This is a genomic window from Halorhabdus utahensis DSM 12940, assembly GCF_000023945.1.
Taxonomy (GTDB): domain Archaea; phylum Halobacteriota; class Halobacteria; order Halobacteriales; family Haloarculaceae; genus Halorhabdus; species Halorhabdus utahensis.
The window spans coordinates 845185-870163 of record NC_013158.1; the positions used below are offsets into that span (position 1 = coordinate 845185).

General features: G+C 63.6%; 26 protein-coding genes and 1 pseudogene. 12 read left to right on the top strand and 15 right to left on the bottom strand.

Translation table 11 applies throughout. The features are described from left to right. Positions 1-118: 118 nt before the first annotated feature. Positions 119-448 (top strand): hypothetical protein, encoded by a 330-nt coding sequence (locus HUTA_RS04295; RefSeq protein WP_015788637.1) that lies wholly within the window; start codon positions 119-121, stop codon positions 446-448. Between the two features lie 11 nt (positions 449-459). On the opposite strand, the gene HUTA_RS04300 is transcribed toward HUTA_RS04295, so the two are convergent. After that, complete coding sequence (locus tag HUTA_RS04300) at positions 460-882, bottom strand: bis(5'-nucleosyl)-tetraphosphatase (RefSeq protein ID WP_015788638.1); 423 nt, start codon at positions 880-882, stop codon at positions 460-462. Positions 883-1045: 163 nt separating this feature from the next. Here HUTA_RS04300 and HUTA_RS04305 point away from each other — a divergent pair, with 163 nt between their 5' ends. Together HUTA_RS04305 and HUTA_RS04310 are read left to right on the top strand one after the other, a co-directional pair. After that, positions 1046-1372 (top strand): uS10/mL48 family ribosomal protein, encoded by a 327-nt coding sequence (locus HUTA_RS04305; RefSeq protein WP_049941413.1) that lies wholly within the window; start codon positions 1046-1048, stop codon positions 1370-1372. 85 nt (positions 1373-1457) lie between these two features. Then, positions 1458-2732 (top strand): amidohydrolase, encoded by a 1275-nt coding sequence (locus tag HUTA_RS04310; protein ID WP_015788640.1) that lies wholly within the window; start codon positions 1458-1460, stop codon positions 2730-2732. A 52-nt stretch (positions 2733-2784) separates the two neighbouring features. Here the strand turns inward: HUTA_RS04310 and HUTA_RS04315 are convergent, their stop codons facing one another. Beyond that, positions 2785-4152, bottom strand: coding sequence for a geranylgeranyl reductase family protein (locus tag HUTA_RS04315; RefSeq protein ID WP_015788641.1), 1368 nt, complete (start codon positions 4150-4152; stop codon positions 2785-2787). Positions 4153-4280: 128 nt separating this feature from the next. On the opposite strand from HUTA_RS04315, the gene HUTA_RS04320 reads away from it, so the two are divergent. Continuing rightward, on the top strand, positions 4281-4619 hold the full coding sequence (locus HUTA_RS04320) for a 2Fe-2S iron-sulfur cluster-binding protein (protein ID WP_015788642.1): 339 nt from the start codon (positions 4281-4283) through the stop codon (positions 4617-4619). 173 nt (positions 4620-4792) lie between these two features. Here HUTA_RS04320 and HUTA_RS16090 read toward each other — a convergent pair whose 3' ends face one another. The 4 genes and pseudogenes from HUTA_RS16090 to HUTA_RS04335 all read right to left on the bottom strand — a co-directional run bounded on the left by HUTA_RS16090 (position 4793) and on the right by HUTA_RS04335 (position 8928). After that, positions 4793-5335 carry an outer membrane protein assembly factor BamB family protein gene (locus HUTA_RS16090; protein ID WP_394295033.1) on the bottom strand — a complete coding sequence of 181 codons (543 nt, stop codon included), beginning with the start codon at positions 5333-5335 and terminating at the stop codon, positions 4793-4795. A 99-nt stretch (positions 5336-5434) separates the two neighbouring features. Then, a pseudogene (locus HUTA_RS16095) lies at positions 5435-6121 on the bottom strand (outer membrane protein assembly factor BamB family protein); the annotation flags it as partial. Then, positions 6114-7142, bottom strand: coding sequence for an outer membrane protein assembly factor BamB family protein (locus tag HUTA_RS04330; RefSeq protein WP_015788644.1), 1029 nt, complete (start codon positions 7140-7142; stop codon positions 6114-6116). The gene HUTA_RS04330 and the pseudogene HUTA_RS16095, both read right to left, overlap by 8 nt. Positions 7143-7527: 385 nt before the next feature. Further along, positions 7528-8928 (bottom strand): FAD-dependent oxidoreductase, encoded by a 1401-nt coding sequence (locus HUTA_RS04335; RefSeq protein ID WP_015788645.1) that lies wholly within the window; start codon positions 8926-8928, stop codon positions 7528-7530. 233 nt (positions 8929-9161) lie between these two features. Here HUTA_RS04335 and HUTA_RS04340 point away from each other — a divergent pair, with 233 nt between their 5' ends. The 3 genes from HUTA_RS04340 to HUTA_RS04350 all read left to right on the top strand — a co-directional run bounded on the left by HUTA_RS04340 (position 9162) and on the right by HUTA_RS04350 (position 14181). After that, positions 9162-9743, top strand: a complete 582-nt coding sequence (locus HUTA_RS04340) for a DUF7110 family protein (RefSeq protein ID WP_015788646.1) — start codon at positions 9162-9164, stop codon at positions 9741-9743. Positions 9744-9848: 105 nt separating this feature from the next. Further along, a complete protein-coding gene (locus HUTA_RS04345) occupies positions 9849-10826 on the top strand; it encodes a phosphoadenosine phosphosulfate reductase family protein (protein WP_015788647.1) in 978 nt (325 codons plus the stop codon). Between the two features lie 217 nt (positions 10827-11043). Beyond that, positions 11044-14181, top strand: coding sequence for a PAS domain-containing protein (locus tag HUTA_RS04350; protein WP_015788648.1), 3138 nt, complete (start codon positions 11044-11046; stop codon positions 14179-14181). Between the two features lie 19 nt (positions 14182-14200). Here HUTA_RS04350 and HUTA_RS04355 read toward each other — a convergent pair whose 3' ends face one another. The 8 genes from HUTA_RS04355 to HUTA_RS04390 form a co-directional block, all read right to left on the bottom strand. Next, positions 14201-14488 carry a transcriptional regulator gene (locus tag HUTA_RS04355; RefSeq protein ID WP_015788649.1) on the bottom strand — a complete coding sequence of 96 codons (288 nt, stop codon included), beginning with the start codon at positions 14486-14488 and terminating at the stop codon, positions 14201-14203. Positions 14489-14491: 3 nt separating this feature from the next. Further along, positions 14492-15121 (bottom strand): hypothetical protein, encoded by a 630-nt coding sequence (locus tag HUTA_RS04360; RefSeq protein WP_015788650.1) that lies wholly within the window; start codon positions 15119-15121, stop codon positions 14492-14494. Positions 15122-15128: 7 nt separating this feature from the next. Beyond that, positions 15129-15965 carry an ABC transporter permease subunit gene (locus HUTA_RS04365; RefSeq protein ID WP_015788651.1) on the bottom strand — a complete coding sequence of 279 codons (837 nt, stop codon included), beginning with the start codon at positions 15963-15965 and terminating at the stop codon, positions 15129-15131. Beyond that, a complete protein-coding gene (locus HUTA_RS04370; RefSeq protein ID WP_015788652.1) occupies positions 15962-16960 on the bottom strand; it encodes an ABC transporter ATP-binding protein in 999 nt (332 codons plus the stop codon). The genes HUTA_RS04365 and HUTA_RS04370 overlap by 4 nt, the downstream gene beginning before the upstream one ends. A 488-nt stretch (positions 16961-17448) precedes the next feature. Then, positions 17449-17886 (bottom strand): transcription elongation factor Spt5, encoded by a 438-nt coding sequence (locus tag HUTA_RS04375; protein ID WP_015788653.1) that lies wholly within the window; start codon positions 17884-17886, stop codon positions 17449-17451. Continuing rightward, a complete protein-coding gene (locus tag HUTA_RS04380; RefSeq protein ID WP_015788654.1) occupies positions 17886-18059 on the bottom strand; it encodes a protein translocase SEC61 complex subunit gamma in 174 nt (57 codons plus the stop codon). Before HUTA_RS04380 ends, HUTA_RS04375 begins: the two co-directional genes overlap by 1 nt. Positions 18060-18155: 96 nt before the next feature. Then, positions 18156-19316: a cell division protein FtsZ gene (ftsZ, locus tag HUTA_RS04385; RefSeq protein WP_015788655.1), complete on the bottom strand. Its 1161-nt coding sequence runs from the start codon at positions 19314-19316 to the stop codon at positions 18156-18158. A gap of 175 nt (positions 19317-19491) precedes the next feature. Further along, positions 19492-20130 (bottom strand): FAD-dependent oxidoreductase, encoded by a 639-nt coding sequence (locus HUTA_RS04390; protein WP_015788656.1) that lies wholly within the window; start codon positions 20128-20130, stop codon positions 19492-19494. 136 nt (positions 20131-20266) lie between these two features. Here HUTA_RS04390 and HUTA_RS04395 point away from each other — a divergent pair, with 136 nt between their 5' ends. From HUTA_RS04395 to HUTA_RS04415, 5 genes are all read left to right on the top strand, one after another. Beyond that, positions 20267-22039, top strand: coding sequence for a 2-oxoacid:acceptor oxidoreductase subunit alpha (locus tag HUTA_RS04395; protein ID WP_015788657.1), 1773 nt, complete (start codon positions 20267-20269; stop codon positions 22037-22039). After that, positions 22036-22899 (top strand): 2-oxoacid:ferredoxin oxidoreductase subunit beta, encoded by an 864-nt coding sequence (locus tag HUTA_RS04400; protein ID WP_015788658.1) that lies wholly within the window; start codon positions 22036-22038, stop codon positions 22897-22899. The genes HUTA_RS04395 and HUTA_RS04400 overlap by 4 nt, the downstream gene beginning before the upstream one ends. A 67-nt stretch (positions 22900-22966) precedes the next feature. After that, positions 22967-23248, top strand: coding sequence for a hypothetical protein (locus HUTA_RS04405; protein ID WP_015788659.1), 282 nt, complete (start codon positions 22967-22969; stop codon positions 23246-23248). 92 nt (positions 23249-23340) lie between these two features. Further along, positions 23341-23661 carry a DUF5783 family protein gene (locus HUTA_RS04410; protein WP_015788660.1) on the top strand — a complete coding sequence of 107 codons (321 nt, stop codon included), beginning with the start codon at positions 23341-23343 and terminating at the stop codon, positions 23659-23661. A 50-nt stretch (positions 23662-23711) separates the two neighbouring features. Next, complete coding sequence (locus HUTA_RS04415) at positions 23712-24077, top strand: NifU family protein (RefSeq protein WP_015788661.1); 366 nt, start codon at positions 23712-23714, stop codon at positions 24075-24077. 12 nt (positions 24078-24089) lie between these two features. Here the strand turns inward: HUTA_RS04415 and HUTA_RS04420 are convergent, their stop codons facing one another. Then, on the bottom strand, positions 24090-24974 hold the full coding sequence (locus HUTA_RS04420; RefSeq protein ID WP_015788662.1) for a ketopantoate reductase family protein: 885 nt from the start codon (positions 24972-24974) through the stop codon (positions 24090-24092). Between the last annotated feature and the right edge of the window lie 5 nt (positions 24975-24979).

Here is a 24979-nt window from a genome sequence, read left to right on the forward strand (position 1 = left end):
GCGTACTTGGTGCACAGTCAGATGTGAGTTTCAGAGACCGACACCACTGACCGTCCCAGACGTGACATCTCAAAACTATATCGTTGTTCATAAAACCCTACCAGTCGACCGAAGAGGTATGCCCTCCGATATCGAAGTGCTTGCCCGACACGTCCGTGGAGTCAAGCGCTGGCTCGCCATCATCGCGACACTCCTGGCTGCCATCGTGCTACAGGTGGATGCAATGTTTTATGAGTTCACTCTGGACCCGACGCCGGCGTTGCTACTGGGTGTGATTATGCTCGTCGGCCTGGGCTATGTCGCGATCTCGTTGCTGCTCGAACCGTTCCGTCGCCTTGAGAGCGAAGTGGACGACGGTCCCACCAAGGATGACGCCGAAGAGACCGACAGCCGGCAGCTACCGAGGCGACGTGGCTCGCGGACGGAATCGCCCCGATTCCGGGAGTGACCCCAGCTGCCTCACAGCTCTTTCTCGTCGATGAAGTCGTGGGCCTCCTCGAAGATTTCCCGCGGGCCGTCCTGGGTGATAGTGTTTACCGCCTGTTCGTAATCGCGCCACTGATGGTCGTGGTGCTCCGTGGAGAGTTCGGCACTCGCCTCGAAGGACTTCGCGATGAACAGGTGGACGGTCTTGTGGATGGTCTCGCCGTTCGCCTCGAACACGTAGTCGTACTCCTTACGGAAGCCGTCGATGAGCCGGAAGTCGTCGATTCCGGCCTCCTCTTTCACTTCGCGGATGGCGGTTTGCTGAAGTTCCTCCTCGCCCTCGACGCCGCCTTTGGGAAACTCCCAGTCCCCCGGGCGGCTCTTGAGCAGCAGGTACTCACGCTGGCCACGCGTATCGCGAAAGAGGATGGCTCCCGCGCTCGTGGCCTCGATCATTACCAACGGCTAGTCATGCGGAACTTAAGAGCATATCGGAGCGCGGAACGGAGCGACGTGACGGCTAATGTAAATAAGTTAAAAGCTTCAACAAATGATCGGCCGGCGTGAGCGTACCAAAAGAATGGCTTTTTCCCCCTCGACCGCGGATCCAGAAGACGAGATGCCGTTCGCCATGACGTTGACGGTCGAAAGTGGGGACCGCTACGTCCTCGAAGACGTGGTGACCGAGATCAAGGAGGCCGCCGAACAGAAGGGCGTCCAATTGAAAGGCCCGCATCCCCAGGCCCCCCAGGAGCTTCGCGTCCCCCAATCGGCGGATCTCAGTGCGGACGGTAACCGACTCGATCCCTGGCACTACACGGTATTCACCCGGACGATCGAGATCATCGGCCACGACGAGTTCGCCCGGGATGTCACCGAATGGGACTTCCCCGAGCGCGTCCATATCGGCGTGTCCGTCGAGCAGCGCCGCGGTGCCGGTCGCTGAGTCGGTCGGGCCGGATCAAGCGGACGAGCGCGAGCCAGGACGACAGCACGTGCGATTTACATAGCACAAACGTTTCTGCGGACGTATGACCGAAACCCCAGAGCATCTCAAGCGACTTCGACGTGATCTTCATCGGCACCCAGAACCTGCCTGGCGGGAGTTTTACACGACAGCCCGCATCCTCGAGGAGATCGAACGGATCGGTGTCGACGAGGTGTTCGTCGGTCCCGACGCGCTCGCCACCAATGCCAGAGCCGGCGTCCCGGACGACGACCTCGCCCGGTGGCGGGAACGCGCGAGCGAGGCAGGCGTCGACGAGGCGACCCTCGACCGGCTCGACGGCGGACAGACGGGAGCGATTGCGGTCCTCAAGCGGGGAGACGGACCGACGGTCGGATTGCGAGTCGACATCGACGCACTCCCGCGAACCGAATCGAGCGATCCCGACCACCGGCCCGTCGCCGAGGGATTCCGGCCCGAACACGACGACGCGATGCACGCCTGCGGTCACGACGCCCACGCAACCATCGGCGTCGGCGTCCTCGAAGCCATCGCCGACAGCGATTTCGAGGGGACGCTGAAACTCATCTTCCAGCCCGCCGAGGAGGTTATCGGCGGCGGGCACGCCATCGCCGAGAGCGGCCACCTCGACGACATCGACGCGTTGCTGGCGATCCACATCGGTCTGGACTACCCGACCGGCGAGATCGTCGCCGGGATCGAGGGGATGTTCGCCGTCTCGAATTTCCGGGCGGAGTTCGCGGGGGAATCGGCCCACGCCGGCGGTCACCCGGATCACGGTCACAACGCCGTCCAGGCGATGACGACGGCCGTCGGGAACCTCTACGCGATCCCGCGACACACCGACGGCGCGACGCGGATCAACGCCGGCGACGTCGGCGGCGGTTCGGCGTCGAACGTGATTCCCGAGTCGGCGTACATTGACGGCGAGGTCCGGGGCGGGACAACCGAACTGAGGGAGTACATGCGCGAACGCGCCGAGACGGTCATCGGAGCTGCCGCGGAGATGCATGACTGCGAAGCGAGCGTAGAATGGGGGGCACAAGCCCCGAGCGCCGATCCCGACCCGGAACTTCGGCGACTCGTCTATGATGTCGCAGGTACTGTCGACGGCGTAGCGTCCCGACGCGAACGGGGCGAACTCGGCGGCAGCGAGGACGCCACGTACCTCATGCGTCGCGTCCAGGAGCACGGCGGCCAGGCTACCTTCGTCGGAATCGGGACGGATCACCCGGGAGGTCACCATACGGCGACGTTCGACGTCGACGAGACGTCGATCGGGATCGGCGTCGACGTCCTCACCGACGCGATCCTGGCGATCGGCGAGCAGAAGGCCTGAAAGTCGCCACGGGCCGGGACCCGGCGGCTGTCCAGAAGTGCGCAGACGGCAGTCAGTACTTCGCCTCGGCCCCGGTCGTCTCGTAGACGTCCTGGATGAGGTCGTCACGCCGATCCTGCCAGGCCTCGAAGCCACTCGGTGACTCCGGATATGCCTCGTAGTGCTCGAGGAGTTCGTCGGCGTGGCGTTTGGTGCGATAGAGGTCGAGAATCGTCCCCCAGTGGCCCCGACTCTTCAGTGCCGTCTTGAGTTTCAGCGACCAGCTCAGGTCGGCCGAGCCCGAGTACAGCGCCTCGGAGAGTTTCGTCATCGGGAGGCTGGCCAGCATGCCCGTCAGGTCGTCGATCTCGTAGGCGGTCGTGAAGATGTTGTAGACGTCAAGCGCTGCGTAGCGTGCGCCGAAGTGCTCCATGACGCGCTCGTTGTACCGCCACAGCGTTGCCTCGGAGGGATCGCCGTCCTCGACGGCCTCGATAGCTTGGTCGGCGGCGTACTTCCCGGCGTAGGCCGCGCCGGCGATCCCGCCGCCGGTGGTCGGGTTGACGTGGGCTGCGGCGTCCCCGATTGCCATGAATCCGGGGGCAACGGCGGAATCGTAGGGCCGCCGAGTCGGGATCGACGCGCCGAGTTTGTCCTTAACAGTCGCGTTTTTGAACTCCGCGCGGTTCTCGATGTCCCGCCGCAGGGCGTCGACGAGTTCCATCGGTTCCTCGCCCATCTGAAAGCCCAGCCCGACGTTGATCTCTGTCTCCGTCCGCGGGAAGTACCACAGATAGCCGGCCGAGCGCTCGGTCGGTTTGAGCACCAGCGCGTCGTGCCACTCGACGGGTTCCTCGACCTCGATGATCTCCCGGTAGCCCGAAGAGAACTGCGAGTAGGTGACGTTCGTATCAAAGGTCGCGTCGGCGAGATCGGCCTCGTCCTGGAGGATCGACAGCGCGCCGGCGGCGTCGATCACAACTGGGGCTTCGTAGGTGACTGGCTCACCCTTGCGGATCGCCTCGATGCCGGTGACGCGAGCGCCGTCCTGGAGCACCGTATTGACGACAGTGTCGTAGTGAAACGTTACGCCCGCGTCTGCTGCCCCTTCGATGAGTAACTTGCCGAACTCAAGGCGGTCGATGACGGCGAGTTCGCCCGGGACGGGGATGTCGACGGCGGTGCCCTCACTCGGTAGTTCGAAGTGGCCGTGGTCGACGACCGAGTTGGTGATCGACGGTTCGATCTGCGAGCGTGGGATCGCCTCGGGGAAGTTGCTTGCGCCTTTGAGTGCATCCCCGCACGCGATGTGGCCGGCCTCCGATTCGGACTTGCGCTCGACGATCACCACGTCGAGGCCCTCCTCGGCCATGGTCGCCGCCGCGTAGCAACCGGAAACGCCGGCTCCCACGACGACAGCGTCGTACTCGGCGGTGGTCATGGACTCCGGTCAACGCCGAACGGGGTTAACTCTTTGCGCTTGGGCAGCCGATCTGGCAGAGTCAACAACGGGTAGCGGTGCAAGCGAGCAGATAAAGAGTTTTGTCGGGGACTTGCGTACGCCACCCTATGGCTGTATACACCGTCGAATTCGTCGGCACCGGCGAAACCATCGAAGTCGAGGACACGGACACCATTCTGAGCCGGTGTCTCGACGAAGGGATCGCCCAGGAGTACTCCTGCCGCGTCGGGATGTGTCTGGCGTGCTCGGCGAAGATCATCGATGGCGAGGTCACCCAACCGGCTGCCCGGGGATTGACCGACAAGGAGAAGGAGAACTACGCCCTGACCTGCATGGCCCGCCCGCAGTCGGATCTCAAACTCGATCGGGGCAAGTACCCGCCGAGCATCGAAGCCGAGGCGGCCGTCGAAGCGGGTGCGGGCGACGAAGCAGCCGCGGACGACTGACGAATTTCTTCCGGCGTCGGGCACGTAGGGGACGATAGCGCGCCATTGAACCACACACATTAGACGAGTTCTCGAAATTCGCCGTACCAGGATCGCGTACGCTCGGCGTCATCGCGTCGTTGGTAGATGATGTCCTACTTACAATCTGGTCCAGATAATCGAGTACTCCTGGATCAATCCGTTGGCAATCGCGCCAGGCCCCCGGTGTCTCTGTGTGAAATGTACAGCGCGCCATCAGCCGCCGACACGCCAATCTGCGAGGATTCCGGGTTGTATTGCCACCGACGCGAACCGCTGTCAGGGTCATAGGCAGCGATTTCGTTGTCGCTGGCAACAAAGAGAACCCCACCGACACGCCCCAACGATTGAACTGTCCCGCCGATGTGGACGTCAGTCGTCGTCTGCCATCGCCGGGTGCCATCGAGGGAAAAAGCGTCCAGCCGAACCAAGATACCGCCGTCGGGGTCAACGACCGAGCTCGCAACGAAGACGCCCGCAGAAGTCGGCGTCACCCTCTCGAGTTCGTATCCGACGCTTCGACGCCACTGAATGGATCCATCCGCACGGTCGATGGCGACGAGTTCATCCGGACGTTCGTCACGGCTACTTTGCACATAGACGTGCTCGCCAAGCCAGAGTGGCGATCCAAAATGACTGGAGACGTCGCCAGCAACCGCAGTCTGCCATCGGATATGGCCATTGCTGGCCCGGCGCATGCACACGGTAGAATATGAGTCACTCCGCCAATACGCCGTGAGGACCCACTCATCCGCAGCTACGACGGAGGGAGACCGATCGCGAGCTTTCGACTCCCACAGCACTTCACCAGTCCTCGGAGCGTGCGCCACCAGCTTCTCGTCTCCATCCGAGTTCGGAGCCGAAAGGAGGCACACCGACCCACTGAGCGTGGGGGACCTACTGAACGGAGAGGGAGGGTACGGATCGGCTTGGCCCGACAGCTGGAAGCGACGTGTACCATCACGCGCATCGTAGCCGGTGACTCCACGGCCGTCCGGAGCGGTGCCGAACAGCAACGGGCCCTGACGATCGAGCCATCTGTTCTGTGCCTGGCCCTCCACATGCCATAGCTTCGCCCCCGACAGTCCGACCGTGTAGAGGTCACCGTCAGTGCTGTGGACATGTACCGGTCCACCCGATGCAGGGACAGCCGGTCGTGCCTCGATCGGGCCACCGGTTTCGAAGCGAAAGGTTCGCTCCCCGTCAGCACTGAACGCGTGCAGTTGCGTATCCTGTCCACCGACGACAACGTGTTCATCAGTCGCGGCTGGTGGGCCCGCGGCCATCGCAGACGAGAAATCCCGTTCCCAGAGTGGTTTCACACCTGGCATCACCGACTGGAAGTTGCACCCGGCCAGTGCGAGCGTCCCAACCGACGTAAGCGAGACGAGGGCCTGACGGCGAGAGTAGTACCGGCTGCCTTCTCGCTTGGTTGCGGGCTGTCGAGAGTTCTGTGTATCGCCAGCGGTGTCGAGTTCACGCATCGGTAATCGCCTCCGGGGCGAGCCGTGTCAGACCAAACGTTTGTCCCAGATAGACGGTCTCGCCAGCTGCCTGTGCCCACTCCACGCCGCCGCCGTCCTCGAAGGGCCGCCCATCAAGCGGAACTGTCCGGACACGTGTCCCGTCCTGTTCGTGGACATAGAGAACGGTCGGGTCGAACGGGATAGTGCCGCTTGAGCCACGGATGCGGTGGTTCCCGCCGACCAGCGTCACCAGGCGATCACCGACCGGCAGTGGGCCGTGCGTCACGGCGTTCCCGAGGTCATCGCGCCACAGCTGCTGGCCCGAGACAGTGTCGAACGCCCGGAGAGTGTAGTCGGCACCACCAACGTACACGCGGTCATCGGCCACTAGCGGACGAGTGAACACGGTATTTGACAACTGGCCACGCCACAGTACGCTCCCAGTCGTGGTGTCCATCGCCAGTAGTTCCTCCGTGGCGGCACCGAGATATGCAGCCCCATCAACAGCACTCACGGCTGAGAGCGCCGCCCCAATCTCGCGAGTCCATTCGACCGCCCCAGTCCGATCGAGGAAGAGAACACGGCCGTCGACGAGGGGTGCAATCACCCCATTTGCTGTCGCGCCAGGCGCACCCGACAGCGACGCGGGCAATGAGTGGATGAAACGCGTCTCACCGTCGGCGCGGTCGACCACGACCAACCGATCCGGAATGTCATCTTCGGTGCCGGAGATCGGGACCACAAGACGGTCGCCGAGGGGAATCGGGGCAAACTCGACGACGCCGGGGTCAGCATCGTCGATCGGAGCAAGCGGGCGCTGCCAGATGGTGTCACCAGCGGCCGCATCGACGGCGATCATCGTTTCGGCCTTCGAAATGGCATAGGCCTGGCCGCCATCGACACCAATGGGTGAGTTTTTGCCTTTCCCGACTGTCACCGTCCACGTGGTTTCCCCGGTGGTGCGATCCAGGCCAGCGACGATCGGCTGGTCGCCAAACAGACCGTGCCAGCCAGCAAGGAGATGGCCTGTGGCGGTCATGGCGACGGATGAGCACTCGTGAATTCCCGTATGCCACGAGCGCTGAATCGGGGGCGATTCTCTCCCGCGGAGACTGGCACAGCCAGCGATGCCGCCAACGACGCTTCCGAGGACGGCGAGGGCTCCACGACGTGTCACGGAGGGCATATCCCAAATGGTACAATAGCCTATATTTCAGTCTAACGAATGCCTTTGCGTCGTCGCAATCACCAACGATGAACGTGAGAACAATCCGGAAAGCACGATCATCATGGTGTCCGACCAGTTCTGGAAGAGAACCGTCTTTGAGCGACAATCAGCTCACTCACCTGCCGAACGCATTTTTCGACGCCGATCCTGCCCCATGTCATGGAATACACCACCCTCGGCTCCACCGGGATGGAGGTCAGTCGAGTTTTGCCGCCGTATCGCCGATGAGACCGTCGAGAACTTCGGGCGTCGTCGGGTGGTATGCCCGATCGGGGATTTCTCGAACATCGAGTTCCATCTCGACGGCGAGTTGCATCGTCTTGGCCATCACATCGGCGTGATAGTGCAGTCCCTGATACCCCAAAACAGTGCCGTCGGTGCCGACGACCAGCCGTGCGAGTCCGTCGGCAACGTCTTTCGTCTTGAACACGCCGTCGCTTGATGCGTCCCGAGTGGCCGTCACAAAGTCCAGGCCGGCAGCCTCGGCCGACTCAACGGAGTGCCCGACGCGGGCATAGGGAAGCACGCCGAGCCCGGAGAAAATAACGTGGTGGTGAACGTTCTCGTACTCGTCGAGGGATTCGCCGTCTCGGAGATGACGGATGTTCTCGGCGGCGGTAAAGCCCTCCTCCTTGGCGACGTGAAGGATCGGTTCGCGGCCGTTGACGTCGCCGACGACGAACACCCGGTCGTCGCCTGCGGCCTGCATCGTGTCGGAGACCCAGCCCTCGCCTGGCGAGAGTGACGTGTTCTCGATGCCGAGCCGATCGAGTGCCGGTTCGCGGCCGGTGAAAGCGAACAACTCGTCGGCTTCGATGGTGCGTGTCTCGTCGCCAACGTCGACAGTCATCCGGACGCCGCCGTCCGCTGTCTGCTCGACGTGCTGGCCCTCGGCGTCCAGCAGCACGTCGACGTCGAAGTGCTCCTTGTAGTAGTCGAGCAGTTCCTCGCCGAAGGGCTCGTCGGCCTCCTCGAGGACGTCGGGGAGCGCCTCGACGACAGTCAGATCCATGTCGGCGGCCTCGGTCAGGTACGGGACGAGTTCCAGCCCGATGTATCCGAGTCCCAGCGCGATCGCGGAGTCGCCGAACTCGGTCCGGTCGAGGACGTCGGCACTTGTCCCGACTGGGACGTCCTCGATGCCGGGGATCGGCGGGATCGCGACGTTCGATCCCGTCGCGATCACGACGTAATCGGGCTCGATCCGGCGACCGTCGACCTCGAGGACGCGGTCGTCGACGAACCGGGCGGTGTCGTGGATGAACTCGACGTTGTCCTGCTCGGCCAGCTCAGCGATCGCGTCGCGGCGGTGCTGTGCGAACCCCGACGTGTGCTGGTCCTTGCGCTCGACGACGGCCTCGACGTCGACGTCCGGAACATCGCCGACGAGTCGCTCGTCCTTCCGGGCCGCAAATCGGTGTTCGGCGGCCGACAAAACTTCCTTCGAAGGCATACACCCGCGAAGGATACAGAGCCCGCCGCCGGGATCGCCGTCATCGATCAGTGTGAGTTCGATCTCGGGATCGTCGGCAAGATCACCGGCGACTGCCGCGCCGGCACTCCCGTACGCACCGACGACTGCAACGTGTGTGCTCATACCGAAATACCCGGGGTCGGCGAAGAAAACCGTTTGGAAACGCCCAGTGGAGTATCACCACGTCGATCTCGTCGCCGGTTACGCCCGGTTCCCATCAGTCCAGAATCACAACTGTGATGCGTGACAGCCCGTATCCTGAAGGGCAGGCCATATATGCTCGGGTCTCGTATGGTTAGACGAATATCGGTGTCACACGATCGTCGCGCCAGATGGCCATATTCCCTGTTCAAACCATGACGAGCCGCGTATACAGACTTCATTCGACGCTCGAACTGCCCCTCGAAGACGTCCACGATCACTTCGACGACCCCGACTTACCCGAAGCGATCGACGACGTCGAGATCACGCGACGGAACAACACGCTGATTTTGAGCGCGGTCGCCGACGACGAGTCGATCAGCAAGTACACGCCGACGGCCCAGCTCAAGGCCAGCGTCACGGAAAATCGCGTCTACGAGGAAGAACCCGAACCGCCGCGGGGTACCGGCGGTGGCGGCCAGTGGGGGGCACTCGCCGAAGAGGAAGAAGAGGAGATCGAATCGGAACTCGTCGAGTACGCCTGCTTCAAGGGCGACCGCGAGACTGTCCTCCAGAACACGAGCCTGCAGTTCCCGATGTTCGAGGTACTGTGTGGCATCGCCGAGATCGCCGAGAAGGGGACGCTCACCGCAATCATTGCGATCGACGAGGAACTCCGAGCCGTCCAGATCGTCGACGGCGAGCGAACGCCCGCCTCGATCACCGTCACGGAAGACCCTGCCGACGACCAGGGAGAGGACGGGGTCGACTGGCGCGACAACGAATTCATCCACTGACGACGATCATCCGCTGACGGTGGGTGCCAACTGAGACGGCCCTCGATCGTCGGGTGACGCGTTCCGAAAGACTCATCCGACAAGTAATTATATCTAATTACACGCATGACGAGCGCAGCCGAATTCCCCGCGTCCGTCGACGTCGATTATACCGACGGCGACGGCGAGGGGCCGGACGACTACCCGAGCATCGAACACCAGATCGAGAAGGCCATCGAGGTCACGAAGACCGGGCTCGAGCAGTACGACAACCCAGTCGTGATGTGGACCGGCGGTAAGGACTCCACGCTGACGTTGTATTTCGTCAAGGAGGTCGCCGACCGCTTCGACCTGGAGGTCCCCCCGGTCGTCTTCATCGACCACTACCAGCACTTCGACGAGCTCATCGACTTCTGTAAGCACTGGGCCGAGGAGTGGGATCTCGAAATCATCTGGGCACGAAACACCGACGTCGGCGACTACGTCGACGAGAACGGGCTGGAGCCGGGCGACGACATCCCTGTCGATGCGCTGAGCGAGCACAACCAGCACCACATCCGGAACATCCTCGAGTACGAGGAGGACACGTTCCCGTTCCTGCTGGATACCTACGTGGGCAACCACCTGCTGAAGACCGTCGCGCTGAACGACGCCATCGAAGAGCACGACGTCGACGGGATTCTCAGCGGCGTCCGCTGGGACGAACAGGAGGCCCGCGCCGACGAGACGTTCTTCAGCCCGCGCCACGACCCCGACATCTACCCGCCGCACGATCGGATTCAGCCGATCCTTCAGTTCGCCGAGGCTGACGTCTGGGAGGCCTTCTGGAACTTCGTCGTCCCGGACACGGTCGAGGAATTCCCCGAGGAGGGATACGTTCCCCAGGGCTCCGAGGACCTGCCCGACGGACTCACCAAGGAAGACGTGCCGGTCTCGCCGAAGTACTTCGCCGGCTTCCGGTCGCTGGGAAGCGAAGTCAGCACCGACAAAGCCGCTGAAGAGCCCGCCTGGCTCCAGGACATGGCCAACACGACCGAGCGCGCCGGCCGCGCCCAGGACAAGGAAGACCTGATGGAGCGCCTGCGCGATCTCGGCTACATGTAGGCGACGACCTTTTTACTTCGGAGGGTCGCAGGGCGACCCTCCTCGCAAAAAGCTCGGCCAAAAACACCCGGACACTCCCTTCGGTCGTGTCCGGTGAGTGCCAATCAATTCCACGCAGTCATACCGCTCAGGGCCGCCCCGAGCATCCACTGAAAAGTACCGGCGTGCCTGCAACTTATTACCATGCATTGTGAAAACATTCCACATTGGAACGATCATGAGCGAGACAGCCGAATCAGTCCGCATCCTCCACGTCGACGACGACCCGGACTTTCTCGATATCACGGCCGAATTTTTACAGCGGGAAAACGAGCAGTTCACGGTCGACGTTGCGACGAGTGCCGCGGATGGGTTGGATCGCCTCACGGAGAATGCCTACGACTGCATCGTTTCGGACTACGAGATGCCGGGCCAAGACGGGATCGAATTTCTCAAAGCCGTTCGCAAGGACCACCCCGACCTCCCGTTTGTCCTATACACCGGCAAAGGAAGCGAGACGATCGCCAGTGAGGCAATCTCGGCCGGGGTGAGCGAGTACCTCCAGAAGGGAAGCGGGACCGATCAGTACACGGTGCTTGCCAACCGGATCGAAAACCTCGTCTCCCGCCGCGAAGCCGAGATCACGGTCGCCCGGTACGACCAACGGGAGCGCGAAAGCGAGCGGTATCGGCGGGAACTTCTGGATATCACCGCCGATCCGGACACCACAACCGACGAGAAAGCCCATCAGTTGCTCGAACTGGGCCGCGAGCGCCTCGGGGCTGAGAACGGCCATCTCGTCAAGATCGACGAGGATCGGAACCGACACGAAGTGATCAGCGTGACCGGGTCCGAAATCGTCCAGAAGGGAGTAACCGACCTCTCGAAAACGTACTGTCGACAAACGATCGACTCCGACTCGATCTTCGACGTTCACGACGCCCCAGGAGCTGGCTGGGAGGACGATCCTGCCTACCAGCAATTCGAGTTGGGCTGTTACATCGGCCGGAAACTGCTCGTGGAGGGGGAGCTGTTCGGCACACTGTGTTACGTCAGCAGCGACCCGCGTGAGGAACCGTTCACCAACGACGAGAAGACGTTCTTCGAGCTGCTCGCCCGGTGGTTCACCCAATTGCTGGAACGGAAACGCTATCGGTGCCAGGCGGAGACGGTGTTCGAACACGCCCAAGATGGGATCTTCCTGATCGACGTCAGCCCCGAGCAGCGGTTTCGGATCCGGCGGGTAAATCGGGCGTACGAGGCACTGACCGGCCACTCGACCAAGGACATCGAAGGGAAAAGCCCCACCGACATCTACGGCGCTGACATCGGGACCGAAATCGAGACCCAGTATCGTGAGTGCGTCGACCGAGAAGAACCGATCGAATACGAAGTGGCGTTGCCGGTCGGTCCCCACGACGAGCCCAGGCAGTTTCACACGAAACTCGCACCCGTCGTCGAGGCGGGCACGGTCGTCGAGCTCGTCGGTGCAACCAGAGATGTTACCCAGCGCAAGGAACGACAGTCGAAACTTGAAGCCGAGCGTGCGTTCATCGAGGAAACACTCAACAGCCTCGAAGATGTGCTATACCTGATCAATCCCGATGGCAGCCTCCGTCGCTGGAACGATCGCCTCGGTGCGGTGACCGGCTACGACGACGAGGAGATCGAGACGATGGCGGCGACTGACTTTTTCCCACCAGAAGAACGCGAGCGCATCGCCGACGCGATCGACGAGGCGCTTGCGACTGGCAGGGCAGTCGTCGAGGCAGACGTCCTCACCGCCGCGGGGGAACGGACCCCCTACGAGTTCACCGGCACGCGATTGACCGACTCGTCCGGCGACGTGCTCGGGGTGGTCGGGATCGGCCGGGACATCGCCGGCCACAAGGAACGCGAACGCGAGCTCAGACAGTACCAGCAGATCCTCGACGCGATGCTCGACCCGGCGACCGTCATGAACGAGGACGGGGAGTACACTGTCGTCAACAACGCGATGGCAGCAGTCCACGAGATGCAGGCCGAAGAACTGATCGGCGAACCCAGCCCGTTCATCCGGGAGCTTCGCGAAGCGCGTTCGGACGACCCCTACCGGGAACTCGTCGATGGCGAACGCGAGGAGTATCGCGGGGAGTACACGATGGAGATCCCCGACGCCGACCCCATCTACTTCGAGTATCGGCTCAGCCGGCTGACCATCGACGGGCGCTTCTGTGGGATTGTCGCGGTGGGCCGTGACGTCACCGACCGGAAGCGCCGCGAGGAGACGCTCGAAGCCCTCCACAAACGGACGCGCCCGTTCATCACGACGCCGGATCAGGAGGTCGTTGCCGAGCACGCCGTCGAGACGGTCGCCAGTGTCCTGGACCAGGGGATCAACACTGTCTGGCTCTACGACGAGGACAGCGAGACACTGGAACCGGCCGCCTGGACCGACGCTGCCGCGGAGCTGCTGGGCGAGATGCCGAGCTATACCGGCGAAGGAAGCCTCACGTGGGACGCCTTCCGGAGCGGAGAGGTACTGGTGATCGACGAGATGAGTACGGTGAACGGCCGGCACAACCCCCAAACGCCGATCCGGAGTGAAATCATCCTCCCGCTGGGCGAGTACGGCGTAATGAACATCGGATCGACGGAACCGGACGCCTTCGAAGACATCGACATCTCGCTCGCCCGTGTCCTCGGCGACATGGTCGAAGCAGCTCTCATCCGGACGGACCGGGAGGAGGAACTCCGCGACAGACGTCGTGAGCTCGAACGCCAGAACGAGCGTCTCGAAGAGTTCGCCAGCCTCGTCAGCCACGACCTCCGCAACCCGTTGAACGTCGCCGAGGCACGGGTCCAACTCGCCCTGGACGAGCGCGACAGCGAGCACCTGGACGTCGCGGCGAAAGCGATCGACCGAATGGGTGTCCTGATCGACGATATCCTTCAACTGGCCCGGGAAGGCGAACGGATCGACGAGATGGAACGCATCGACCTCGAAACGATCTGTGCCGATTGCTGGGACGCCGTCGAGACAACCGAGGCGACGCTATCCGTCGAATCGAACCGGCCGATCCGTGCCGACCGGAGCCGGGTTCGACAGCTGCTCGAGAACCTCTTTCGAAACGCGGTCGAACACGGGGGCGAAGACGTACAGATCACGGTCGGTGCCCTGGAGGAGGGCTTTTTCGTCGCCGACGACGGGCCGGGTATCCCGCCGGACGAACGAGAAACCGTCTTCGAGAGTGGCTATACGACCCGCGAGGACGGGACCGGGTTCGGGCTCGCGATCGTCGCCGAGATCGCCGACGCACACGGCTGGGACGTCGCTGTGACCGACAGCGAGGACGGCGGCGCTCGCTTCGAGATCACCGCCGTCGAAGCCCCGTAGGAGTCGGTGCAGATGCGTCTCACTCCTCGAGACTCTCGATCAGTGCCTCTAGCTGTCCAACGTGCTCCTCGAACTTCTCGCGACCGTGATCGGTCAGTCGGTAGGTCGTCTGCGGGGAGCCATCCACGAACTGCTTTTCGACGGCGACGCAGTCGGCGTCTTCGAGTTTGTTCATATGGCTGGCGAGATTGCCCTCCGTCATGTCGAGTTCGTCGACGATCTCCGAGAAGCTCGACTCGCCGTGCCGGTACAGATACGCGAAGAGTTGTAGCCGCGTCGGCTGGTGGACGAGTGTGTCGAAGTCCATGGATCACCGTGTCAGGTAAGCATATGCGACGACGGCATAGAGGGCGAAGATGACACCGAAAAGCCCGACGCCGACGTATCGCAGGAATGCAACGTAGGGTATCATCGAGGCGAAGGCGAGCGTCCAGACGCCGCCGGCGTAGAACACCAGTCGATCGCGGCGGCGGACGCGGTAGGCCGAAAGGACGACGCCAGTCAGGAGCAACGCCAGTCCGAGGACGGCGATCACGAGCCCGAAGTACAGGGTCGCCCGGTCGAGCCCACTGACCTGTCCGGCGACCTTCCCCGGGACGCTGGTGGCCGCGACGAGGAACGCACCCAGCGACCCGAAGAGGGCGCGCCAGCTCGGCGCTGTCTCGGGTGCGTCGTTTCGGGGGAGCCTGGTGGCCATCACCCACAGCGCCAGGACGGCCACGACGACGAACACGCCCCAAATGAGGACGTACGCCGTCGCGGAAAGCGTCTCGTGGAAGAAAAACGTCACCTGAACGCCGAGTGCGACTGCGCCGACGAGCACGCCGGCGAGCAACCACAGTCGTGCGCGGCCGGGATACCGCTCGGCAAGCCCCATCGCGCCCTTGATGTCGTCGAGTTGTCGCTGGAGTTCCGCCGGGTTGACGTCTTCGTCACTCATCGGTCGGTCACCCGAGTTCCGCACCCCGGAAGCGCCAGTAGCCGATCGCCAGCGGCACGACAGTCCAGGCGAGCAGGATCACGACACTGAACCAGGGTTTCAGGTAGAACGGCTGGGTGGCGTCCAGGGCCGGAAGTTGTTGATACGTACTCGGGTCGAAGATGAAATACATCGTGTTCAGATGTGAGCCCGCCGGTGTGAGATTGAACACGAAATCGTAGAAGTGCTGGCCGAGTTCCAGACCGAGCGTCTCGGCGAAGAGGAACCGGAGCGCGTTGACCAGCGAGAAGTTCCCGAAGACGATCAGAACGTCCGTGAGTACGTAGAACCCGGCCGCGCCCGCAATCGCCCGCGATCGCGTGTCCGTCATCGCCGAGATGGCGACCGACGGCCCGACGTACGCGCCGACGAAGACGATCGAGAGGACGACGAACGGTCCCACCACACCCAGCTCCAGACTCGGATACATCACGACGGCGATGATCCCGCCAACCACGAACGCGACGAGCAGTGACCCGACGATCAGCAGACTTCGCGAGAGGAACTTCCCGGCGACGACGGCCGCCCGCGAGGTCGGCTGGCTCAACAGGAACGCGACCGTGTTCGACTCACGCTCGCCGGCGATCGCCAGGTAGCTTCCGGCGATCGCCACCAGCGGCAGCAACAGCGTCGTCATGAAGAACTGACCGAACAGCGCCGTGGCGAGGTCAGGCTCGGACGCTGTCCCCTCCGCGTAGAGGATCAGCGCCGTAAACGCGACGTAGATCCCCATCACGCCCCACAGGAGTTTCGAGCGCCGAACGTCACGGAAGTCGTTCCGCGCGACGGTCAGCGTCTGGCTCATGCTGTCGCCTCCGTGGAACCAGCGTCAGCCTCCTCGGTCGATCCGTCAGCGTCGTCGCTGGACCCGTCGGCGTCCTCCATCCCCTCGGCCGCTGAGTCCCCGTTGGCGTAGCGATCGAACAGCGCCTCGAGGGAAGCCGGCTCGGAGATGACGTCCCGGATTTCGGCGACCTGATCGACCCGGCGGATGACCTCGATCTTCGCGCCAGCGTCGGTCACCAGCGCAGAGAGCGTGCTGTCCTCGACGCTCATAGAGGCCACGCCATCGAGATCGGTGAGGTCGAAGCCCTCCGGCACCGCGTCCACGCGAACGTCCAGCGGCGAATGCGTCTCGGTCCCGTCTCTGAGTTCGTCGATCGTCCCCTCGGCCACGAGGCCACCGTCGACCAGAATCCCTATCCGGTCACAGACGGCTTCGACCTCCGAGAGGATGTGACTCGAGAAGAAGACGGTCGTCCCGTCGGCGGCTTCCTCGCGGATCAGCTCGCGCAGCTCGGCCATCCCGCGCGGATCGAGCCCGGAGGAGGGTTCGTCGAGGATCAACACCTCGGGATCACCAACGAGTGCGCAGGCCAGCGCGAGCCGTTGCTCCATCCCGGTCGAGAACCCACCGGCAGACCGGTCCCATGCGTCCTCGGTGAGCCCCACTCTGTCGAGAAGTACGTCCGGGTCGACAGCCACGTCCTTGAGATCGGCCGCGTATTTGACGTGTTCGCGGGCGGTGAGCCGTTCGTAGGGCGAGAATGCTTCCGGCAGGACACCGATGCGCCGGCGAAGCGCTCGGGACTCGCGTTCGATATCGTGGCCGAGCACCGTCGCCGAGCCCGAAGATGGATCGAGAAAGCCAAGCAGGAGGTTGATCGTCGTCGACTTCCCCGCCCCGTTCGGGCCGAGAAAGCCGTAGACTTCGCCCGTCTCGACGCTGAGGTCGAGTCCATCGAGGGCTGTCAGGTCGCCGTATTCCTTTCCGAGGCCGTCGATCTCGATGGCAGTCATCCACGGACACCTCCCGAGGATGGCCGGCTCGGTCCGTCTCTCGATGCGACTCGACGCTCGCGACCAGCAGTAGCCCGTCGGCTCGTGGGAAGGGCCGTCACGACAGCGCGGTTCATGCGTACGATTCCGTCATCTTCCCACCGTTCATTAAACTTTGCGGTGCAAATCGACTTTTCGATGCAAAGTTTACTGGTTCGGGACTGGCCCGAAGGTCAAGACAGATCCCAGAGACCGGCGACCGGCTGCCGGCGAAAACAGCTACCACTGGTGGCGGTGAGAAAACGCCAGCACGCAGTGAAAGCGTTCCGCGATGTAGAGATTCAGGGCTCGTTTCGCTCGCCTCGGACAGTTCGACTGTCACGCTGCCACCTTTTTCTTCGTCGGGTTCGCTCCCTTCGGTCGCGAACCGCTCCTCGAAAAACGTGGGCGAAAAAACCGCGACTCACTCCGTCCGTCGCGGCGAAACCGCTCACTTCGCTCGCGGTACGTTACCGCTCTTCCGAGTCGAGTACGCGGATTTGATCCCCACGCACGGTAACCGGAATCGGAACCGTCGCCTCGTAGAGCTCGACGGTGACCTGATCCTTGCCCTCGTCGATGCGCTGGACCTGGGCCTTCTCGCCCTTGAACGGGCCGGCGATGAGTTCGACGATGTCTCCCTCGGCGATCCCTTCGACGTCCGGCGTCGGCGAGAGGAAGTGCTCGACTTCCTTGATCGAGGACTTGCCCTGGACGACGCCGTTGGCGTGGGGAATCTCGTCGAGAATGCGTTCGAACACCGAGGCGTCCTCGGCCTCGACCATGACGTAGGAGGTCAGGCTGTCGGGTGCAAGCGCCGCGTGGACCGAGTCCTCCTCGCGGTTCATGATCATGTCCGCGACGGTGCGCTCCTGACTGGCCGTGGTCTTGACGGCGAAGATCCCCATCACAGACCACCCGTGATCGGGATCATGATGACGAAGATGAGGAACCCGAGCAATCCAACCAAAAGGATGCCCGCGCCCGCGATCTTCGCGATCTGAGAGAACTCCTGCCAGGAGGGGGTACTCGCGAGCTTGAGTACCCGCACGTATGACGTGATATCGTACGGAACGTCCATGGAAGAGGGTTGCAACTCGGGGCTTTTCTATCTATTGATGGCTCTCGACGGTGAGAACAGGCGAGCGAGCAAACCTGCGAGCGCAAGAGAGAGGCGTTACTCGACGTAGTCGATGTCGTCGCCCATGCGCTGGGCGGCCTTCTCGCGTTCGGCCTCGCTCTTGCCGTAGATCTGTGGACTCTCGACGCCCGTGACGACGATCATCGTCTCCATCTGGCCGTCGTAGTCGTGGTTGACCGACGCGCCCCAGATGATCCGAGCGTCCGGATCGATCCGGTCGTAGATCTCCTCGACGACGCCCTCGGCCTCCTCGATGGACATGTCCGGGCCACCGACGACGTTCACGAGGGCGCTGTTTGCGCCATCGAACTCGACGTCGAGCAGCGGCGATCGAAGCGCCGAGCGGATCGAGTCCTGGGCCTTGTTCTCGCTGTCGGACTCGCCGAGGCCGATCATCGCGACGCCACCGTTCTCCATGATCGTGCGAACGTCGGCGAAGTCGACGTTGACCAGGCCGGGCTTGGTGATGAGTTCGGTCATCCCCTTGACCGAGCGCATGAGGACGCGATCGCAGATCTTGAAGGCGTCCTGCAGCGGCATCGACGGCGCGTAATCGAGGAGTCGATCGTTCGGGACGACGATCACGGTGTCGCTGACGGCACGGAGGCGCTCGAGGCCGGCGTCGGCGTTGGCCCGCCGTCGCTCGCCCTCCGCGGTGAAGGGGATCGTGACGATCGAGATCGTCAGCGCGCCCGAATCCTGGGCGGCCTGGGCGATCACCGGCGCAGCGCCGGTGCCCGTCCCGCCGCCGAGACCGGCGGTGACGAAGACCATGTCCGAGCCGTCGATGGACTGCTGGATGTCCTCGATGTTCTCCTGGGCGGCCTCCTCGCCGATCTTCGGCACCGAGCCGGCCCCCCGACCGCCGGTGCGCTTCTTGCCGATCAGGATCTTCGTGTCGGCTTTGACCTCGTCGGCGAGGTGCTGAGCGTCGGTGTTGGCCGCGACCAGTTTCGCGCCGTGGATCCCCTCCTCCATCATCCGGGTGACTGTGTTGCCGCCAGCGCCCCCCGCGCCGACGACCGTGATCTTGGTTTCGAGGTCCTCGACGACGTCGGCGAGTTCCTCGTCGGTCATCTGGCCGGACGTCGCGGGCTCCTCGGCAGCGGTGTCTGTCGGTTCATCGTTCCCCTCGACCGGCGACTCCTCGGGGTCGTCGTCGGCCTCCTCCATGGCGTCGTCGATGATAGAGTCCATATTTAAATGAGTCGTAGCGGGTCAGGACTAATTATCTTTCCCCTCCGGTCTGACGCGCGTCAGACGTGAAGAACCACCGATTCGGCCATCGAACGTGCCGATCTGGCTGCTTCCGCGGTGGCGGTAGGCCGGTGAACGGACTGGGAGTTCACGAGGGAGGTGCGAAAGGTAATGGTTACCCGAAGTTCTCGACTTTGGCCGCCTCGGCGTCGCCACCGGCCGTTTCGATCGCGTCGGTCGCCACGTCCAGAAAGTCCGCGAAGCCATAGACAAACACCTGCTCGTCGGGGTCGCCTGTGATCGCCTCCCGTACCGCGTCAGCGACACCCCCGTCAGTTTCGGGGAGCCGGACGAACGCCCCGCGGTCGGCCAGCGCGTCCAACCGGTCGGCGTGAATCGGCTCGTCGTCGCGGTAGACCAGGGCGGCTTCGCCGTCGTCATCGAGCGCACGCTCGGCGATCCCGATCGCAGGACCGACACCGGGACCGCCCGCGAGCACGACGACACGATCCTCGCCCTCGTAGTATGCACTGCCGAAGGGGCCGGATATCGCCACCTCGTCACCGACCGCGAGGTCGGCGATGTGTGGTCCGAGTTCCCCATCGGGGTCGATCTCGACAGTGATCTCGAACGTGTCGCGGACCGCTGGCGAGGAGACGGTATAAAATCGGGAGTGGTCGCTCACAGCGGGCAGCGAGAACTTTACGAATTGGCCCGGGGAAGCGTCAAAGTCCGTCGGCGTCGCCAAGCCGATTGCCACCGCGTCGGAGCCAACTGACCGTATCGCCTCGACAATCGTCGTTGTTCGGTCCATATTCGGTGCTACGACCGTAGTAGTCAATGGTGTTTGGGTTTGCGGCACGCTGACATCCAGCGAGCAACCGCGATACGCCCCGCAAACTGCAGGTTGCAGAAGGCTTTTTCTCGGTGGCGCGATAGTTCGGACCCACATGGTAAACGATCTCAATTGGGCCATCGGCGGGGAGGCTGGCGACGGGATCGACTCGACGGGCAAGATCTTCGCCCGGGCGCTCTCACGAGCGGGTCGCCACGTCTTCACGTCGAAGGATTTCGCCTCGCGCATCCGGGGCGGATACACCGCGTATAAAGTCCGGACGGCCGTCGAGCGCGTCGAGAGCGTGGTCGATCGCCTCGACATCCTGATCGCGCTCACCGAGCGGACCATCGACGAAAACCTCGACGAACTTCAGGAGGGCAGCGTCATCATCTACGACGGCGAGCAGACCACGATGGCTGACGTCGAGGTCCCCGACGGCATGATCGGGCTGGAAGTCCCGCTCAACAGTCTCGCCGAGGAGGCCGGCGGGGCGATCATGCGCAACGTCGTCGCCCTGGGCGCGGCCAGCGAAGTCGCTGACTTCCCCGTCGAATACCTCGACGAAGCCCTCGTCAAACGGTTCGGCGAGAAGGGCGAAGCCATCATCGCCAACAATCGCGAGGCGGCCCGTCTGGGCCGCGATTACGTCCGGGAAGAGACGGACTGCAGCCACGAGTTCGCCCTCGAAACGACCGACGAGGACTACGTCCTGCTGAACGGGGACGAGGCCATCGGCATGGCCGCGATCGCCGCCGGCTGTCGGTTCTACGCCGGGTATCCGATCACACCGGCGACGGACGTCATGGAGTACCTCACCGGCCGGATCGAGGCCTTCGGCGGCGCGGTCGTCCAGGCCGAGGACGAGTTGTCGGCGATCAACATGGCGCTGGGCGCGGCCAGGGCCGGCGCGCGGGCGATGACCGCCACATCCGGGCCGGGGATCGACCTGATGAACGAGACGTTCGGGCTGGTCGCCACCAGCGAGACGCCCCTCGTGATCGCGAACGTGATGCGTTCGGGGCCATCGACCGGGATGCCCACAAAGCAGGAACAGGGTGACCTGAACGCGATGCTCTATGGCGGCCACGGTGAGATCCCCCGGTTCGTCCTCGCGCCGACGACCATCGGGGAGTGTTTCGACCGGACCGTCGAGGCGTTCAACCTCGCCGAGAAGTACCAGATCCCGGTGTATCTCACCGCGGACCTCGCACTGGCTGTCACCGAGCAAACCTACTCGCCGGAGCGCTTCGACATGGAGGGCGTCGAGATCGACCGCGGAAAGGTGGTCGACGCCGACGAGGTCGGGGAGTGGCTCGACGAGAAAGGGCGCTTCAAGGCCCACGCCGCGACCGAGGACGGCGTCAGCCCGCGGGCGCTCCCGGGGACACCCGACGCCGCACACATGACGACGGGCCTCGAACACGACGAGTTGGGTCGCCGGACCGAAGAGGAGGACGTCCGCGTCGAACAGGTACAGAAGCGCCAGCGGAAGGTCGACACCGCCCGCGACCGGGAGGCCTTCGACTACCGGGAGTTCGGGGATAGCGATGCCGAAACACTCGTCATTTCGTGGGGTTCCAACGAGGGAGCGATGCGGGAAGCCCTGGGGATGCTCGACGATCGCGGGATCGACGTTCGGTTCCTCTCGGTGCCGTATATCTATCCGCGGCCTGATCTGACCGACGAGGTCGAGGCTGCGGAGGACGTTATCGTCGTCGAGTGCAACGCGACGGGGCAGTTCGCGGACTTAATCGAGCACGACACGCTGAGCCGCGTCCAGCGCGTCACGAAGTACACGGGCGTCCGATTCAAGGCCGACGAACTCGCCGACGAGATCGAAGGGGCGATCGCCGGCGAACGCGCCCCACAGGAGGTGAAACGATGAGTTCCGACACGCACTTCACGGACTTCAAATCCGACAAGCAACCGACCTGGTGTCCCGGCTGCGGTGACTTCGGGACGATGAACGGCATGATGAAAGCCCTCGCCGAGACCGGTAACGATCCCGACAACACGTTCGTCGTCGCCGGGATCGGCTGTTCGGGCAAGATCGGGACGTACATGCACAGCTACGCGCTGCACGGCGTCCACGGCCGCGCCCTCCCGGTCGGAACCGGCGTGAAACTCGCCAACCCTGACCTGGAAGTGATGGTCGCCGGCGGGGACGGCGACGGCTACTCGATCGGCGTCGGCCACTTCATCCACGCCGTCCGGCGGAACATCGACATCACATACGTCGTGATGGACAACCGCATCTACGGCCTGACGAAAGGGCAGGCCTCGCCCACCTCGCGGCAGGGGTTCGAAACCTCGACGTCGCCGGACGGCACCGTCGAGCCCCCAGTCAATCCACAGGCGCTGGCGCTGGCTGCCGGTGGCACCTTCATCGCCCAGTCCTTCTCCTCGGACTCACAACGCCACACCGAACTCGTCAAGCAGGCGATCGAGCACGACGGTTTCGGCTTCGTGAACGTCTACTCGCCATGCGTGACGTTCAACGACGTCGACACCTACGACTATTTCCGGGACGCGATCGTGAACCTGGACGAAACCGATCACGACCCCACCAACTACCAGAGCGCCCGCGACAAGATCATGGATCCGAGTACCGAGCACATCGGTATCCTCTATCAGAACGAGGAGAGCGTGCCCTTCAGCGACCGTGAGGGGATCGACGCGAACATGGCCGACATTCCCGACGGCGCGCCGGAGCGAGCCGATCGACTGGTCCGGGAGTTCTACTGAACGCACGACGTTGCTTGCCTGACTGGCCAAGGGTTATAAATTAACGGCCGGAGTATCGACCAGAGTGATGACAGAGGATACCACACCCGCGATCACGGACGACCATCGACTCCTGCTCGGCGCAGGGTTCGCCTTCGGCGTGATGATGACACTCCTGGTGCTGGTGCTCGTCCTCGTTCTGGACGGCACGTTCGCCGTCGACGACCTCGTGACGACGTCGGACGGACTGATCGCGGTCGCGGGGATCGTCTTTGCGGGCATCCTCGGGATCGCGATGTACGTCCTCGCGTTCCCGGACAACCGGGCCATGATCCCGATCGCAAAGGACGACGAACGAGCCCGGGAGTAACGCCCGCATCGACCTTGTCGACGGACCGATGCGCGCGGCGAGCGGACTGCCGGTGACGTCGGGTTTTTGCCCGGCTTCGAGAAACATCACCCATGACCGAATTCGATCCGGACCGCTTCACCGACAAGTACGAGCACTACTTCACCGAGCTCCAGCAGGCCTATCGCCGGGCGTTCGAAGCGATGTCGGAGCGCCACGACTCCGACCTGATCCACGGGATCGACCAGCGAATCCTCGCCGAGAGCGAGCCCTTCTACGAGGGAGACGGCGAGTTTCGGATCGACCTGCCCGACGACGCCAGTGATCGACTCCCCGACGTGGACGCCGACCGCCTGGAGACGGTCCTCGGGGAGTACACCGGCGAACTCGAAACCCAACTGCGCTCCGTCTTTGATTTCGAGGAGGCGTGGTAGTTGTCGGAGTCCAAAGGCCTAAAGCCACAGCTCGGCTACGTGAGGATACAATGAGCACAGAGTCACAGGAAGGGTCGTCCGATCTCGAACAGCGCGTCGTCAACTTCCTGCGGCGCAACTTCCCGCAGATCCAGATGCACGGCGGCTCGGCCGCGGTACAGGATCTCGACGAGGAGGCCGGCGAAGTGACGATCATGCTCGGTGGCGCCTGCAGCGGGTGTGGTATCTCGCCGATGACGGTTCAGGCGATCAAGTCCCGCATGACCAAGGAGATTCCCGAGATCAACACCGTCCACGCCAACACCGGTATGGAGGGTGGCGGCATGGGCGGGATGGAAGAGTCTTCGAGTCCCGGTGACTCCCGCGGCGGCAGCCTGGACAGCGACGACGACGAAGGCCCGAGCGCACCGTTCTGACTCGCCGATCCGTTACTTGCCGAGTTTGCTCTCCCGTTCCCAGCCCCTGAGTAGCGCCGCCAACGTCTCGTTGACCGGCGTTTCGACGTCGCTATCGGCCACGTAGCCGTTGATCGCCTCGACCTCTGTCCGGCGGCCGGACTGGACGTCACGGTACATCGACGATTCGTTGTCGGCGGTCGCGTCGACAACCGATTCGAGCGCGGCTATCGCCGCCTCGTCCGGCAGGTCGACGCCGTGATCTCTCGCGACCCGGGCAGTCTCGCGAGCGGCCCGGCGGGCGACGTCCGACAGCGGGCCGTCGCTGAGTGCGCCGTTCGGCACACGAGAGAGTGCTGTCGTCGCGTTGATACCGGCGTTGACGGCGAGTTTCTCCCAGCGCCGGCGTGGCATGTCAGCGGCGACAGTCGTCTCGATCCCGGCCGTGCTGAAGGCCTCGCCGATCCGATCCGCAATCGTGCTCTGGCCCCCGTCTGGCGGGCCAAGGACGATCTCGCCGATGCCAGTACACCGGACACTCCCGGGTTCGTCCTGGAGCGCGCCGTAGGTCGCCGTCCCTGCGAGCACCGTCGCCACGAGGGAGGCCAGCCGTTCCTCGTTGCCCATGCCGTTCTGCAGGGAGAGGACCGCGTCACAGTCACAGCCGGAAAGGGCCTCGACGGCCGCGGGCGTGTCGTACGATTTGACGGTCACGATCGCCAGGTCTGCAGCGCCGGAAACGGTTTTCGAGGCCCGGGGACGGACCACCGCTTGGATCTCGCCGGTGATTCGAAGCCCGTCTTCCTGCACGGCGTGTACGTGATCCTCGCGGCCGACGAGCGTGACGACGTGTTCACGGGCGAGTAGCCCGCCGATCAGACTCCCGAGACTCCCCGCGCCGAAGACGACGACATCCATTGGTG